Origin of the sequence: Rhizobium leguminosarum (genome assembly GCF_002953715.1) — a bacterium.
Lineage (GTDB): Bacteria > Pseudomonadota > Alphaproteobacteria > Rhizobiales > Rhizobiaceae > Rhizobium > Rhizobium leguminosarum_V.
The window spans coordinates 531275-545620 of record NZ_CP025012.1 but is presented as its reverse complement, the minus strand read 5'-3'; the positions used below and the strand labels follow the sequence as shown (position 1 = coordinate 545620).

Below are 14346 nucleotides of genomic sequence, written 5' to 3'. Positions count from 1 at the left end.
GAAAACCGCGCACAGTTTTGCGGGACATGCTCTAGCGCCCTGCGAGCGTCATGCCTTCGATGGCGAAGGTGGGGGCCGCGACGCCGAACTTGCGATCGATGTCGTTTGCCGGCGTCAGGCGCATGAACATCTCCTTGAGGTTCGAGGCGATCGTCACCTCGGAGACCGGGAAGGTGAGTTCGCCGTTCTCGATCCAGAAGCCGGTGGCGCCGCGGCTGTATTCGCCGGTGATCATGTTGACGCCGTGGCCGATCAATTCGGTGACATAAAAACCGTTGCCGACGCTGCGGATCAAATCCTCCGGCGAGATGTCGCCGGGTTCCAGGGCAAGGTTGGTGGAGGAAGGCGAGACGGCGGTGCCGCCGCGCACGCCGCGGCCGTTGGTCTCCAGACCCAACTCGCGCGCGGTCGAGGTCGAGAGGAACCAGTGCTTCAAGATACCATCCTCGATCATCACCAGCCGCTCGCCGGACACGCCTTCGCCATCGAAGGGCCGCGAGGAAGGGCCGCGCACGATCAGCGGATCGTCGGTGATCGACAGGCCTGACTTCAGCACCTGCTGACCCATTCTGTCGCGCAGGAAACTGGACTTGCGGGCAACGGAAGCACCATTGATCGCACCGGCGATATGGCCGACGAAGCCGCGGGCGACGCGCGGGTCGAAGATCACCGTGACGTCCTTGCCGGTCGGCACCTGGCGCGGATTGACGCGCTTGATCACCCGTTCGCCGGCGCGACGGCCGATTTCAGAAGGGTCGTCGAGCTCGGCATAATAGAGGCGGCTGTCGAAATCATAATCGCGCTCCATGCCGGTGCCTTCGCCGGCGATGACGCTGACGGAATGGCCGAAACGCGAGGCCATGTAACTGCCTTCGAACCCGTGCGAGGTGGCAAGAACGAGGCCGCCCATGCCGGCGGAGGCGCCGGCGCCGGAGGAATTGGTAACCCCCTTGACCGCAAGCGCGGCCGCTTCAGCGGCAAGACCCGCCTCGCGCAGCATCTCGGAGGAGACCTCCGTGGTATCGAGCAATTGCAGGTCGGGATAGGATCTCGAAAGGTTCGCCTCGTCCGCCAGGCAGGCGAAGGGGTCTTCCGGGGAAACCTTGGCCATGGCGACGGCGCGTTCGGCAAGCGCCTGGAGATCGAAGCCCGGATTGGCCGAAACGCTGGCGACGCGCTGGCCGATGAAGACGCGCAGGGAAAAATCGTCGCTTTCGGAGGATTCCGTGCCCTCGACCTTGCCGAGGCGCACGCTGACCGATTGCGAGCGCGACCGGACGACGACGGCATCGGCGGCATCAGCCCCTGCCTTCCTTGCCAGATCGATCAATTGACTTGCGCGGGAAAGAAGTGTCGAGGAATCAATTTCAGAGGACATGATTTGGCCTTTCCTTCGGCTTCCATTTATTGTGCACTCTCCCAAGCATCAAGGCCGCCGCCGCCGATTCTTTATCAGGGCTGCCTGCCTGCTCCCTGCCGTTGAAAGAAATTGTCAGCATGTCAGCGCCCAATGCCCTTTTTTCCGAAACGATCCTGCTGCTTGGCGGGGCCGTGGTCGCCGCTCCGATCTTCAAGAAACTCGGGCTCGGCACGGTGCTCGGCTACCTCGCCGCCGGCATCGTTATCGGCCCGGTCTTCCACGGCATCACCGATGGTGAACAGATCCTCGCCGTCGCGGAGCTCGGCGTCGTCTTCCTGCTCTTCATCATCGGACTGGAGCTGAAGCCCACCCGCCTCTGGCAGATGCGGCGCGACATCTTCGGCCTCGGCACGGCGCAGGTGGTGCTGACGGGGCTGGCGCTGACCGGACTTGCCTGGTTTTCCCAGGCTCTCGACTGGCGCGGCAGCATAGTTGCCGGATTTGGCCTGGCGCTGTCTTCGACTGCCTTTGCCATGCAGATTCTCGAGGGCGACGGCGACGTCAACACCAGATACGGGCAACGCTCCTTCTCGATGCTGCTGTTCCAGGACCTGGCGATCGTGCCGCTGCTGGCGCTGATCACCATCCTCGACGGCGGCGACAAGGGCAGCAACGCGCCGCTGTTGGATTTCACTGTGGCCGTCGGTGCGGTTGCGGCGATGATCGTCATGGGACGCTACCTGCTGACGCCGCTCTTCCAGATCATCGCCCGGACCGGCGCGCGCGAGGCAATGATCGCGGCTGCCCTCTTCGTCGTCATGGGATCGGCGAGCCTGATGCAACTTGCCGGGCTTTCTATGGCGATGGGCGCCTTCCTATCCGGCGTGATGCTTGCCGAATCCTCCTACCGGCACGAGCTGGAGGCGGATATCGAGCCCTTCCGCGGCGTGTTGCTCGCTATCTTCTTCATCGCCGTCGGCCTGTCGCTCGAACTCGACGTTCTCGCCGACAACGCGCTCTTCGTCATCGTCGCCGTGCCGATCGTCATGGCCGTCAAGGCGATCATCATCTATGGCCTCTGCCGGATCTCGGGCTCTCCGCATGACGATGCAATCCGCATCGCCTTCCTGCTGCCGCAGGGCGGCGAATTCGGCTTCGTGCTGTTCACCACGGCGGGTGCAGCGGGGCTGATGTCGACGAGCACGGCCTCGCTGCTGGTCGCGGTCGTCACGCTGTCCATGGCGCTGACGCCGATCGGGTCGGCCCTTTCGAAGCGGCTGCTGCGCGGCGACGAGCAGGAGGAACTGGACGAGGATTTCGAGGGGGCAGGCGCCGACGTGCTGATGGTCGGTTTCTCGCGTTTCGGCCAGATCGCCGCCCAGATCCTGCTTGCCGGCGGGCGCAGCGTCACCGTCATCGATTTTTCGGCCGACCGCATCCGCCAGGCCTCCTCCTTCGGCTTCCGCATCTATTTCGGCGACGGCGCCCGCAAGGACGTGCTGCGCTCGGCCGGCATCGACCGGGCGAAGATCGTGCTCGTCTGCACGCAGAAGAAGGAGATCACCGACAAGGTGGTGGAGCTGGTGCAGGCCGACTATCCGCAGACGCGGCTCTACGTGCGTTCCTACGACCGCATCCATTCAATCGAACTGCGCAACAAGGGCGTCGACTACGAGCTGCGTGAAACGCTGGAATCGGGCCTGCTCTTCGGACGGCGAACACTGGAGGCGCTTGGCGTTTCCGAGGTCGACGCCTATGAAATCGGCGAGGATATCCGCAAGCGCGACGAGGCACGCCTAGTCCTGCAGGTGTCCGAAGGGCTGCAGGCCGGGCGCGACATGCTGTTTTCCCACCCTGTCCGCCCAGAACCGCTGGTCAAGCCGAAACGTGCTGCCGATCCCTTCGAGGACGATCCGCTGGCCGGAACCGCGGATGCGACGGCGGAAGCATAAATCAACTCCGAAAGTGGCAAACTTGGGCGGATTGAACGGCGGCAGAGGCAAAGGCTACTGCCAGAATCTGTCAGCATGTCTCTGTAGACGATCCTTCTGACCCCAAACAGGAGGCTCACCATGATCGACAGCAACAGCATTCTACTTTTCGTAGCCGACGTGCCCAAAAGCGCCGGCTTTTATGGCCAACTGCTCGGGCAGGATCCGGTTGAGTTCAGCCCGACCTTCGCCATGTTCATCCTGCCCTCGGGTCTGGCCCTTGGACTCTGGGGCAATGCGGGCGTGGAGCCGGCGCCGGCTGCGACGGGCGGCGGCTGCGACGTCGGTTTCAAGGTCGCGACAGCTGATATGGTCGATACGCTTCACGCCGAATGGCAACTCAAGGGCGCGACCATCCTCTTGCCGCCGACCAACCTCGATTTCGGCCGTACCTTTGTTGCAGTCGATTCCGACGGGCATCGCCTGCGTGTCTACAACGTTGCGGAGGACTGAAACATGTCCCGCAGCTGGATCGCTGTCGCATCAGCAAACCATGTCCGCATCGGACGCGAAGCTGGGTTCATGCAGGTCTGTCATGGCAAGGCCGCTCCGCTTAAGCGAAGCGCGCCTGGTGACCGGGTGATCTATTATTCGCCAACCGAAACATTTGGCGGCAAGGATCGCCTGCAGGCGTTCACGGCAATTGGCGTGGTCGAGGAAAAGGCGGCATATCAGGTGGAAGTTCACCCCGGTTTCCACCCCTGGAGGCGCGATGTCACCTGGTGGCGGGCCGTGGAAACGCCGATCCGGCCGCTGCTCAGCCGGCTGTCTTTCACAAGCGATCGGGGAGGCTGGGGCTATCGATTGCGCTTTGGTCTCTTCGAAATCGACAATGATGATGCCGAGCTCATAGCCGAAGCGATGCTCAGTGAACCGCTCATGGATGTCGCCCGGAAGTATGCGACGGTTCCCGTGCAATGCACTTTAGCGCTTTAGCCGCGCTTCGATCTCGCGGTCGAGGGCGAATTTCAGGTCGTCCTTGACACCGACCGACATGGCCAGCACTTCACGGGCCTTGAGGAAATCCATGACGCCGGTGCGGCCGACCGTCGGGCGCAGGAAGATATGCGGCGGGCGAAGCTTCAGCTTCAGCGAGATCGCCGTCTGCATCATCAGCTGGCCGGAGCCGAAAATGCTTTCCATGCGGTTCGGAATATGGGTGCCGTCGCCTTCCGGCGCGCCGACGACATCGATGCCGATGACGATGTCGGCAAGATCCATCAGGCATTCATAAGGCACCGGATTGCTGATGCCGCCGTCGATCATCACGCGGTCGCGCAGGCGCACCGGCATGAAGACGGCGGGAATAGCGGACGAGGCGGCGAGTGCGGGAAACAGTTCGCCCTGCTCAATGATGACTTCGCACTGCCCGTAATAATCGGTGGTGATGACCTTCATTGGGACCAGCAGGTCCTCGAAGCGGGCCGGCAGTTCGGACGGCAGGAAAGCCTTGAGGATCCGCTCCAGATTGAACTGGCCGATGCGGATACCCTTGGCCACCGCATCGCGCACCGTCGCCGGCCTCAACCCCCAGATGCGCGCGACGACCGCCGTCTTGTTGCCGACGGTCGTCAGCGCATGTTCGCGGATTTCGGCGCCGGACATGCCGGCCGCCATGCCGGCCGCCATGATCGCACCGATCGACGAGCCTGATACCGCCACCGGGCGGATGCCGAGTTCATCAAGCGTCTCGATGACATGGATATGGGAAAGCCCGCGCGCGCCGCCGCCGCCAAAAGCGACCGCGACCGTTGGCACATCGCTGATCGCAGGCAATTCCGGGCTGATGATCTCTGCCTGCTGCACGCCCGCCCCCGCTTATTGCGGCTGATATCGGAAGAAATGCACCCTCGTATCGCCAAAGATGCGGCTTTCGAGGAAAACATAGGAAGGATGGACCGAAACGACAACATCGGCGCGTTCTTCGAGCACCGCGATCGCGCCTGGCCGCAGCCAGCCGCCTTCGGCCGCCGCCGCCATCGCCTTCTCGCCGAGCCCCTTGCCATAGGGCGGGTCGGCAAAGAGCATGTCGAAGGGTTCGAGATTGCCGACGCTGCCGAGATCGGTCGCATCCCGGCGCAGGATGCGCGTGCGGCCATGCAGGCCGAGCGCATCGATGTTCTCCCAGAGCAGCGCCCTGCCCTCGACACTGTTTTCGACGAAGAGCGCATGGCGACAACCGCGTGAAACGGCTTCGAGGCCGACGGCGCCGGTGCCGGCAAAAAGGTCGAGGATCCGGGTGCCATCGACACATTCCGGATAGGCATGACTCAATATATTGAACAGGCTCTCGCGCGTCCGGTCGGCAGTCGGCCGGATCTCGTTGGATTTTGGCACGGCGAGAGGCCGTCCGCGAAACTCACCGCCGACGATCCGCACCGCGCGTCATTCCTTTTCCTTTAGCACCACCTCTGGACGGCCCGCCCGCAGGCCTGTCGCCGCCCGGCCTGTCACCGCCGGGTTTGGCGCCTTTCGGCTTGCCGGAAAAACTCTTGGCCCCACCAGGCTTGGCCCCACCGGGCTTGGCCGCAAAGCCCTTGCCACGCGGCCTGTCACCAGAAGGCCTGTCACCCGCAGGCTTGTCGCCGAACGATCTTTCACCGCGGGGACGCTCGGAGCGCCCCTCGCCGGCAAAGCTTCTGGCTGCCCGCGGACGCTCATCACCGTCCTCGCGCGGCCTGCGATCGCCACGCGGCTTGTCACCGAAGGGCCGGTCGCCACGCGAAGGACGATCACCGAAGGGGCGGTCGCCGCGCGGACGCTCCGAACGGCCCTCACCGGCGGAGGCTCTGGCGGCACGAGGACGCTCGTCACCGTCCGTACGCGGTTTGCGATCACCGCGCGGCTTGTCGCCGAAGGGCCGATCCCCACGCGGGGGACGATCACCGAACGGCCGGTCGCCGCGCGGACGCTCCGAACGGCCCTCACCGGCGGAGGTTCTGGCGGCACGAGGACGCTCGTCACCGTCCGCACGCGGCTTGCGATCACCGCGCGGTTTGTCGCCGAAGGGCCGATCCCCACGTGAGGGACGATCACTGAACGGCCGGTCGCCGCGCGCCGGGCGGTCGCCAAAACCGCGATCTTCGCGGGCGGGGCGATCGCCAAAGCCGCGCTTGCGGCCGAAGCCCTCGCCCTCATCCTTGTGACGGGGCTGCTCGCTCGAGCGGATCCACTCGCCATCCTCTTCGCGCACGCGGTTCACCTGTGTGCGCGGGCGGTCCTCGATGCGATCATTCTTTGCAGGCACCTGCTCGCCGCGCCGGCGCGCGGTCTGCGCATTCTTGGCGGCTTTCGCCGCAGCCTTTTCGCCGAGTGGCCGGGCGCCCGGCGCCATCCAGACATTGGCGCTGCGGCGCTGGCCGAGCGGCTGGGCGCGCTTTGGCCTTTCGTCGTCCCGGCGCCCGCCATCGCGGCGGTCGTCCTCTTTGCGCGCGCCACCGTGGCGGTCGTCGCGCTTGGTGTCGAGGCGGCTCAGCGCCCGTTCGCGCTTGTCCTCGTCGCGGCGCGGACGCTCGCGCTTTTCCGGTGCTGCGGGCTCTGCCTCTTCCTCGGCAGCGACGGCCGGCGCATTGTAGATCGGCGCGTCGAAATTCGCCTTGGCTTCCTCGATGAGGCGCGGGCCGAGCTGGTCGCGCAGTGTCCGGCCGCGCACTTCGATCACATGGCCCTCCGGCAGGTCGCCGAGCTGGAACGGGCCATAGGAAATGCGGATCAGGCGATTGACGTCGAGGCCGAGCGCGCCGAGCACGTTCTTGATTTCGCGGTTCTTGCCTTCGCGAAGGCCCATGGTGATCCAGACGTTCGAGCCTTGCGTGCGGTCAAGCGTCGCCTCGATCGAGCCATAGAGCACACCATCGACGGCGATGCCGTCCTTCAGCTTGTCGAGCGCATCCTGATCGATCTCGCCATGGGCGCGGACGCGGTAGCGCCGCAGCCAGCCGGTCGCCGGCAGCTCGAGCGCCCGGGCGAGACCGCCGTCATTGGTCAGCAGCAGCAGGCCTTCGGTGTTGATGTCGAGGCGGCCGATCGACATGACGCGCGGCAGCTCTTCCGGCAGGTTGTCGAACACGGTCGAGCGGCCTTCCGGATCGGCATTGGTGGTCACGAGGCCGGCGGGCTTGTGATAGAGCCACAGCCTGGTGCGCTCGATGCCGCGGATCGGCACGCCGTCGACTTCGATGCGATCGGCGAGCGTGACATTAACGACGGGGGTTTCGAGCACCCTGCCGTTCAGCGTCACACGACCTTCCATGATCATACGTTCGATGTCGCGGCGGGAGGCAACGCCGGCGCGCGCCATCACCTTGGAAATGCGTTCGGCCTTGGCCTCGCCATCGGTCTCGGCGGCGATCGCGCGTGCGGCCGCAGGCTTTGCCGGCTTCTCGCCGTCCGCCTTCGGGCCGCCTTTCGACCTGATATCCCGTGAAAGGGGCTTTGCGCCCGGGCGTTTTGGCTTGTCTTTGGGTGTCATTTGTTGTTTGCCTGCCTTTTGGGCCTGTCTATCAGGTCACGCATCTGCGGTTAAGTGGAAATTCTTGCGATCGTGAAGACAAATCGTTTCATGGAGATGGCGCTTGAAGAAGCGCGCGCGGCCGGAGAACGCGGTGAGGTGCCGATCGGCGCCGTCGTCGTTATCGACGATATTGCCGTTTCACGCTCGGGAAACCGTACGCGCGAGCTCAAAGACGTCACCGCGCACGCCGAAATCGCCGCGATCCGGCTTGCGTGCGAAGCGCTCGGACAGGAACGTCTTACCGGCGCCGATCTCTACGTGACGCTGGAGCCTTGCACCATGTGCGCAGCAGCCATCTCGTTTGCGCGTATCCGCAGGCTCTATTACGGCGCCGAGGACCCGAAGGGCGGCGCCGTCGACAATGGCGTGCGATTCTATGGGCAGTCGACCTGCCACCACGCCCCGGAGGTCTATTCCGGCTTCAACGAGGTCCAATCGGCCGATATGCTGCGAAAGTTCTTTTCGCAAAGGAGAGAGGCGCCGTAATCCCCAGCGCCGGTGCGCGGCGCCGTCATCCTTGTCGGCGCCGAAAAAGCTATTGCAGGAGGTTCCACCACTGCTTGCCGGTGTTGGCGACAGCTGCATCCTTCTTACGCTTCTTCTGCTTCTTGAGCTCGGGCTCGCCGACATCATCGAGCTTTGCCGGATCGTCGACGGTGCGGTAGCCGGGCGGCGGATCAGATATATAGCGGCGCTGATCGACATAGGAGCCCTTCTGCAGGGCACGGGCTTCGCGATAAGCCTTGGTCTGGGCTTCCGTCGTGCGTCGGCCGCCTTCGATCGCAGAGCTTGCGAGCGGCGAGCGGTAATTCGGATTGTCCGAATTCTCGTCGGCTTCCGAAACGAGACGGGCGCGGGTCTCCTCCGGCGATTCAAGCCATTGCGGATTGTCCTTGTTGGCGACCGTCTGCTGCGGCGGGACGAGGGTCTCTTTCTGCGCCTGTGCCGGCAGCACCAGCGTCGGTCGCGGCGTGTACTTGACGCCCTTGTTCTTCGGGTCCGGTCCGGTCAACGACACGGACTGGCCGAGATCGTCGGTCAACTGTTCCATGGCGGTCTTGTCCGTGCCGTAGGTCGGGCTGCTGGCGCAACTGGACACCAGGGAGCATCCCGCCATTACAACAGACAGGCAGGCGCCCATACGGAACCAATGCGTTGTTAACATGAAAACCCTTCCAGCCCTGCCGGTGCAATCCTCGCCCAACCGGACAACCGTCCCCCTGACGCAAAAATCCGGCCATTTTCAGGCAGCTTTTACCGGATGAACCGCGAAAGCGCAATTCATCCGGCAATATTCTTCACTTGAGCGCGGCAAGCTCGCGAAGGGCAGCCGCGTCGCGGGCCGAAACATCGGGATGTTCGGGATCGGAGCCGACATCCCTGGTGATGCGCCATGAGCGGGCGCATTTCTCACCCTCTGCAAGCTTCGGCACGACGCTGACCTGAGGCACCTCGGCAAGGCGGAAAGCATCCGCCGGTCCTTCGCCGGCCTTGATCTCGATTGCCGAGGTGATGCAGACCTCGGTGAAATCCTGGCCTTCCAGCGCGTTCAGCAACTCCGGATCGGCGATATGAACAACGGGAGCCGCTTCCAGCGAGGAGCCGATGCGCTTGTCCTTGCGCTCGATTTCCAGGGCGCCGGTCACAACCGAACGCACGGCGCGGATCTTCTTCCACTTCTCGGCCAAGGCATCGTTGCGCCATTCCTTTGCAACCGGAGCAAACTGCTCAAGATGCACGGACACGGCGGACGGGTTGCGCGACAGCCAGGCCTCCTCGGTGGTGAAGGGCAGCATCGGGGCGAGCCACGTCACCATGCAATCGAAGATCTGACGGATGACGTGCAGGCTGGCGCGCCGGCGCAGGCTCGACGGCGCATCGCAATAAAGCGCATCCTTGCGAACATCGAAATAGAAGGCCGAAAGCTCGACATTAGCGAAATCGATCAGTGCGCGGGCGATCTTCTTGAAGTCGAAGGCATCGTAGTTCTCGCGCACCAGTTCGTCGAGCTCGGCAAGCCGGTGCAGCATCAGCTGCTCCAGCTCTGGCAGGTCGGCAAGCGCGATCTCCTCGCCCTTGTCGTGGGCGAGCGTGCCGAGCATCCAGCGGATGGTGTTGCGCAGCTTGCGATAAGCGTCGACATTGGTCTGGATGATCGTCTTGCCGACGCGCAGGTCGTCGGCATAATCCGAGGTCATCACCCAGAGGCGCAGGATATCGGCGCCGGCATCCTTCATCACTTCCTGCGGCGCTGTGACGTTGCCCTTCGACTTGGACATCTTCTCGCCCTTCTCGTCCATGGTGAAGCCATGGGTGAGGACGGCGTCGTAAGGCGCACGGCCGCGGGTGGCAGCCGATTCCAGCAGCGACGAATGGAACCAGCCGCGATGCTGGTCGGAACCCTCGAGATAAAGATCGGCCGGCCACTTCAGATCCGGACGGTCTTCGAGCGTGAAGGTGTGCGTCGAGCCAGAGTCGAACCAGACGTCGAGAATATCCATGACCTGCGTCCAGCGGGAATGGTCATGGTCATTGCCGAGGAAGCGCTCCTTGGCGCCTTCGGCAAACCAGGCGTCGGCGCCCTCATGTTCGAAGGCTTCGAGGATGCGGGCGTTGACGGCTTCATCGACCAGGACTTCGCCTTGCTCGTCGGCAAAGACGGCGATCGGCACGCCCCAGGCGCGCTGGCGCGAGAGCACCCAGTCCGGGCGACCTTCGATCATGGCGCGCAGGCGGTTCTGGCCGGCGGCGGGCACGAAGCGGGTGTCGTCGATTGCACTGAGCGCGCGTGAACGCAGCGTCGTACCGTCGGCAAGGGTCTTGTCCATATAGACGAACCATTGCGGCGTGTTGCGGAAGATGACCGGCTTCTTCGAGCGCCAGGAATGCGGATATTGGTGCTTCAGCCGACCACGGGCAAAGAGTGCGCCGCGGGCGATCAGTTCCCTGATGACGCGGTCGTTGGCATCACCCTTCTTACCGTTGTCGTCGATGACGCGGGCGCCTTCGAAGCCGGGGGCGTCTGATGTGTAGAAGCCGCCATCGTCAACCGGGAACGGGATCTTGGTCTCGATGCCGCGGGCCTCAAGCGTGCGGACAGCCGACATCCAGGCATCAAAGTCTTCGCGACCGTGGCTCGGAGCCGTGTGCACGAAACCGGTACCGGCATCATCGGTGACGTGATCGCCATCGAGCAGCGGCACAAGGAATTCATAGCCGCCGTCGAGACCCTTGAAGGGATGGGCACAGGTCATCGCTGCGAAGTCAGCCGAAGAGACATCGCTCAAGCGCTTGTACTGCAGCTTGGCTTTGGCGAAGGATTCCTCAGCCAGCTTATCGGCAAAGATCAACTTTTCACCAGGACGCGGACCAAAATCGTTCTCGGCGGCCGTCACCTCATAGAGGCCGTAGGAAACACGCGCAGAAAAAGAAACCGCGCGGTTGCCGGGGATCGTCCAGGGCGTGGTCGTCCAGATGACTACGAACGCATCCTTGAGCGCAGCCGGACCTTCGACGACGGGGAATTTCACCCAGATCGTGTCGCTCTCATAGTCCTGGTATTCGACTTCTGCTTCGGCCAGCGCGGTGCGCTCGACGACCGACCACATGATCGGCTTGGAGCCGCGATAAAGCTGACCGCTTGCGGCGATCTTCAAGAGTTCGCCGGCGATGCGCGACTCCGCGTGGAAGTTCATCGTCGTATAAGGATTGTCGAAGTCGCCCTCGATGCCGAGACGCTTGAACTCTTCTGCCTGGACCTTGATCCAGCCGGCGGCAAATTCACGGCATTCCCGGCGGAATTCGTTGACCGGGACCTCGTCCTTGTTCTTGCCCTTCTCGCGGTACTTCTCTTCGATCTTCCATTCGATCGGCAGGCCGTGGCAATCCCATCCGGGCACGTAATTGGCGTCGTAGCCGCGCATCTGGAACGAACGGTTGATGACGTCCTTGAGGATCTTGTTCAGCGCATGGCCGATATGGATGTTGCCGTTGGCATAGGGCGGGCCGTCGTGAAGGACGAATTTCTCGCGGCCGGCGGCGGAAGCGCGCAGTTTCTTGTAGAGACCCATCTCCTGCCAGCGCTTGACGAGTTCCGGCTCCTTCTGCGGCAGGCCGGCGCGCATCGGGAAATCAGTCTCGGGCAAATAGAGGGTCTTCGAATAGTCGATCTTTTCGGCTGTGTCGGTCATGTCTGGCAATCGTTTCTGGCGGCCCGGAAAGGGCGCAACGGGCGTGAAAGAGCTGGTGGCGGAAGCGCTCGTTTCCAAGCGCCAAAAACCCGGACCTTCCGGCCGCTTAGCGCGCGCGGAAGGCCGGGCCGATAATTCGCATCATCATTGCCAGCCGATATTTCGTCATCGCGCCGGTTCATAGGCGTTTTTGCCGGGAAAAGGAAGAGAAGAATTCGCTGCCCGCGATCGGCATCATCGGCTGGAATCGCCGGTGTCCCAGCGACAGCCGCACTCAAGGCGACCTCAGGAAAAGCACAGTTTCCCATCAAGCGCACTGAGCGGTTTAACGCCGGCAAGCAGCGCCCTCGCCTCTTCCTCATCGCGTTTGATCTGGGCGACGAGCGGATCGAGACCGTCGAATTTCAGCTCGGGTCTAATATAGCCGAAGAAGGAGACTGAGCAGAGCTGGCCGTAGAGATCGCCGCTGAAATCGAAAAGATAGGTTTCGAGCAGCGGTGCGCCGTTTTCCGTCACCGTCGGGCGGCGGCCGTAGCTTGCAACGGCATCGTGGAGCGTGCCGTCCTGGCGGCGGAAGCGGACGGCGTAGATGCCGGCGGCAAGATCGACCTCCGGCGGCAGGCGCATGTTGGCTGTGGGAAAACCGAGCTGCCGGCCGAGCTTTTCGCCGTCGATCACCTCGGCTTCCACCGTGTAGCGGTAGCCCAGCATGCCGGCAACTTCGCTGACGCTGCCCTCCTTCAGGAGCGCGCGGATATGGCTTGAAGAGACGACATCGGCGTTTTCGTCGCGGAAGGCATCGATCAAGGTAACGCCGAAGCCGTAGGTATGGCCGGCATTCATCAGGAAGGCGGGTCCGCCCTCGCGGCCGCGGCCGAAATGGAAATCGAAGCCGGTGACGACTTCGGAGGCGCCGAGCCAATCCTTCAGGATCGAATGGATGAAATCATCAGCCGAGCGCTGCGAGAATTCGTAGTCGAAGGGATACTCGATGACGGCGCTGAAACCCAGCGTTTCCAGGATGCGGGCCTTCAGCGGCGCGGGTGTCAGCCGGAAGACCGGCGCCTGCGGCCGAAAGACCGTACGCGGATGCGGCTCGAAGGTCAGCACCAAAGCGGGGATACCGCGCGCCTCGGAGATTTCGAGCGCGCGGCTCAGCACCGATTGATGGCCACGGTGCACGCCGTCGAAATTGCCGATGGCAATGACGCCGCCCTTCAGATGGGCGGGTAGGGGTTCCCGGGTTTCATTGCGGTGGAAGACGGTCATCGGCTGGCTTCTCTTCATGCAAGGCGTGGCATCCACCACTTCGGCGCGGCTTTTTCCCGTTCGAGATAGGCGTTCAGGATCGCCTCGTCGGTTTCGCCGTTGAGGGTGTATTCCTTGGCGTGGATACCGCCGCTGATGTAAAGAAGGTCGAGGCCATAATTCAAGGCGCCGCGCACATCGGTCGGCATGCCGTCGCCGATCGCCAGCACGCGCTCGACGGGGAAATCGCCGCGAAGCTCGCGGGCAGCCGAAAGCGTCGCCTCGTAGATCGGCCGGTGTGGCTTGCCGGCGATGCGGGTTTTGCCGCCAAGCTGTTCGTAATAGGCGGCCATGGCGCCGGCGCAGGGGATGATGCGATGGCCGCGCTCGACGACGAGGTCGGGATTGGCGCAGATCATCGGCACGTTGCGGGCTTTGAAATCGAGAAGCATGTCGGTGTAATCCTCCGGCTTCTCGGTCTCGTCGTCGAAAAAGCCGGTGCAGACCAGCGATTGCGCTTCGCCCGCCGGCCGGCGCTCGACGCCAATGCCTTCGAGAAGCGCCTTGTCGCGCTCGGGGCCGAGCAGAAAGACGGTCTTCGGCCCTTCGGCGATCAACCCGCGCGTGACGTCGCCAGAGGTGACGATCCTGTCATAGGCGCTGTCGGGAACGCCGATCTGGCGCAACTGCTCGATCACCTGCCAGGAAAGGCGCGGCGAATTGGTGATGAGGACGACGGCGACGCCACTCTCACGTGCCGCTTCAAGGGCGGCTGCCGCCTTCGGGAACGGATCGACGCCGTTGTGAACGACGCCCCAGACATCACAGAGCACCACATCATAGTGACTTGTTATCTCCGAGAAGTTTTCTATCCGCTTCGCCATTCCGATTTCCCGATTTGCTTCAGCCACCGGTGACATTGCAAAGGCGCAAGGCGATGGCAAGGCATTTTCTTTGCTGCCGGCCAATGCGAAGATTTCGACCGGCGATCGAAGTGGATAGGCAAAGCTTGACGATCCCATCCCGAGGCGGACGAGTTCGGCT

At 63.4% G+C, this 14346-nt stretch carries 12 protein-coding genes; 4 read left to right on the top strand and 8 right to left on the bottom strand.

Annotation, left to right across the window (positions count from 1 at the left end; genetic code table 11):
* Window positions 1-31: 31 nt before the first annotated feature.
* Window positions 32-1378 (bottom strand): TldD/PmbA family protein, encoded by a 1347-nt coding sequence (locus CUJ84_RS02685; protein ID WP_105005085.1) that lies wholly within the window; start codon window positions 1376-1378, stop codon window positions 32-34.
* Between the two features lie 119 nt (window positions 1379-1497).
* On the opposite strand from CUJ84_RS02685, the gene CUJ84_RS02680 reads away from it, so the two are divergent.
* The 3 genes from CUJ84_RS02680 (at window position 1498) to CUJ84_RS02670 (ending at window position 4287) form a co-directional block, all read left to right on the top strand.
* Entirely contained in the window at window positions 1498-3312 is a 1815-nt protein-coding gene (locus CUJ84_RS02680) for a monovalent cation:proton antiporter-2 (CPA2) family protein (RefSeq protein WP_105005084.1), read from the top strand.
* A 120-nt stretch (window positions 3313-3432) separates the two neighbouring features.
* The gene (locus CUJ84_RS02675; RefSeq protein WP_105005083.1) at window positions 3433-3804 is read left to right on the top strand and encodes a VOC family protein; all 372 of its coding nucleotides are present in this window, start codon (window positions 3433-3435) and stop codon (window positions 3802-3804) included.
* A 3-nt stretch (window positions 3805-3807) separates the two neighbouring features.
* The gene (locus CUJ84_RS02670; RefSeq protein WP_105005082.1) at window positions 3808-4287 is read left to right on the top strand and encodes an EVE domain-containing protein; all 480 of its coding nucleotides are present in this window, start codon (window positions 3808-3810) and stop codon (window positions 4285-4287) included.
* Here the strand turns inward: CUJ84_RS02670 and CUJ84_RS02665 are convergent.
* Genes CUJ84_RS02665 through CUJ84_RS02655 form a run of 3 tightly spaced genes read right to left on the bottom strand, consistent with a single transcriptional unit; the run spans window position 4276 to window position 7822 of the window.
* Window positions 4276-5157: a patatin-like phospholipase family protein gene (locus CUJ84_RS02665; RefSeq protein WP_105005081.1), complete on the bottom strand. Its 882-nt coding sequence runs from the start codon at window positions 5155-5157 to the stop codon at window positions 4276-4278. The two genes, CUJ84_RS02670 and CUJ84_RS02665, sit on opposite strands and share 12 nt — an antisense overlap.
* Window positions 5158-5169: 12 nt before the next feature.
* A complete protein-coding gene (gene rsmD, locus CUJ84_RS02660; protein ID WP_105005080.1) occupies window positions 5170-5730 on the bottom strand; it encodes a 16S rRNA (guanine(966)-N(2))-methyltransferase RsmD in 561 nt (186 codons plus the stop codon).
* A complete protein-coding gene (locus CUJ84_RS02655; RefSeq protein WP_105005079.1) occupies window positions 5711-7822 on the bottom strand; it encodes a pseudouridine synthase in 2112 nt (703 codons plus the stop codon). The genes rsmD and CUJ84_RS02655 overlap by 20 nt, the downstream gene beginning before the upstream one ends.
* Window positions 7823-7912: 90 nt before the next feature.
* Here CUJ84_RS02655 and CUJ84_RS02650 point away from each other — a divergent pair, with 90 nt between their 5' ends.
* Window positions 7913-8350: a nucleoside deaminase gene (locus tag CUJ84_RS02650; protein WP_018449379.1), complete on the top strand. Its 438-nt coding sequence runs from the start codon at window positions 7913-7915 to the stop codon at window positions 8348-8350.
* 49 nt (window positions 8351-8399) lie between these two features.
* Here the strand turns inward: CUJ84_RS02650 and CUJ84_RS02645 are convergent, their stop codons facing one another.
* The 4 genes from CUJ84_RS02645 to CUJ84_RS02625 all read right to left on the bottom strand — a co-directional run bounded on the left by CUJ84_RS02645 (window position 8400) and on the right by CUJ84_RS02625 (window position 14186).
* On the bottom strand, window positions 8400-9029 hold the full coding sequence (locus tag CUJ84_RS02645) for a hypothetical protein (protein ID WP_105005078.1): 630 nt from the start codon (window positions 9027-9029) through the stop codon (window positions 8400-8402).
* Between the two features lie 133 nt (window positions 9030-9162).
* Entirely contained in the window at window positions 9163-12054 is a 2892-nt protein-coding gene (ileS, locus tag CUJ84_RS02640) for an isoleucine--tRNA ligase (RefSeq protein WP_105005077.1), read from the bottom strand.
* Window positions 12055-12339: 285 nt separating this feature from the next.
* Window positions 12340-13323: a bifunctional riboflavin kinase/FAD synthetase gene (locus tag CUJ84_RS02630; protein ID WP_064249260.1), complete on the bottom strand. Its 984-nt coding sequence runs from the start codon at window positions 13321-13323 to the stop codon at window positions 12340-12342.
* Window positions 13324-13337: 14 nt separating this feature from the next.
* On the bottom strand, window positions 13338-14186 hold the full coding sequence (locus CUJ84_RS02625) for a TIGR01459 family HAD-type hydrolase (RefSeq protein ID WP_105008064.1): 849 nt from the start codon (window positions 14184-14186) through the stop codon (window positions 13338-13340).
* Window positions 14187-14346: the final 160 nt, after the last annotated feature.

What these genes read in the sequence shown, in the direction of transcription:
- CUJ84_RS02685 (WP_105005085.1), bottom strand. Translation starts at nt 1,378, where the DNA reads ATGTCCTCTGAAATTGATTCCTCGACACTTCTTTCCCGCGCAAGTCAA.
- CUJ84_RS02680 (WP_105005084.1), top strand. Translation starts at nt 1,498, where the DNA reads ATGTCAGCGCCCAATGCCCTTTTTTCCGAAACGATCCTGCTGCTTGGC.
- CUJ84_RS02675 (WP_105005083.1), top strand. Translation starts at nt 3,433, where the DNA reads ATGATCGACAGCAACAGCATTCTACTTTTCGTAGCCGACGTGCCCAAA.
- CUJ84_RS02670 (WP_105005082.1), top strand. Translation starts at nt 3,808, where the DNA reads ATGTCCCGCAGCTGGATCGCTGTCGCATCAGCAAACCATGTCCGCATC.
- CUJ84_RS02655 (WP_105005079.1), bottom strand. Translation starts at nt 7,822, where the DNA reads ATGACACCCAAAGACAAGCCAAAACGCCCGGGCGCAAAGCCCCTTTCA.
- CUJ84_RS02650 (WP_018449379.1), top strand. Translation starts at nt 7,913, where the DNA reads ATGGAGATGGCGCTTGAAGAAGCGCGCGCGGCCGGAGAACGCGGTGAG.
- CUJ84_RS02645 (WP_105005078.1), bottom strand. Translation starts at nt 9,029, where the DNA reads ATGTTAACAACGCATTGGTTCCGTATGGGCGCCTGCCTGTCTGTTGTA.
- ileS (WP_105005077.1), bottom strand. Translation starts at nt 12,054, where the DNA reads ATGACCGACACAGCCGAAAAGATCGACTATTCGAAGACCCTCTATTTG.
- CUJ84_RS02630 (WP_064249260.1), bottom strand. Translation starts at nt 13,323, where the DNA reads ATGACCGTCTTCCACCGCAATGAAACCCGGGAACCCCTACCCGCCCAT.
- CUJ84_RS02625 (WP_105008064.1), bottom strand. Translation starts at nt 14,186, where the DNA reads ATGGCGAAGCGGATAGAAAACTTCTCGGAGATAACAAGTCACTATGAT.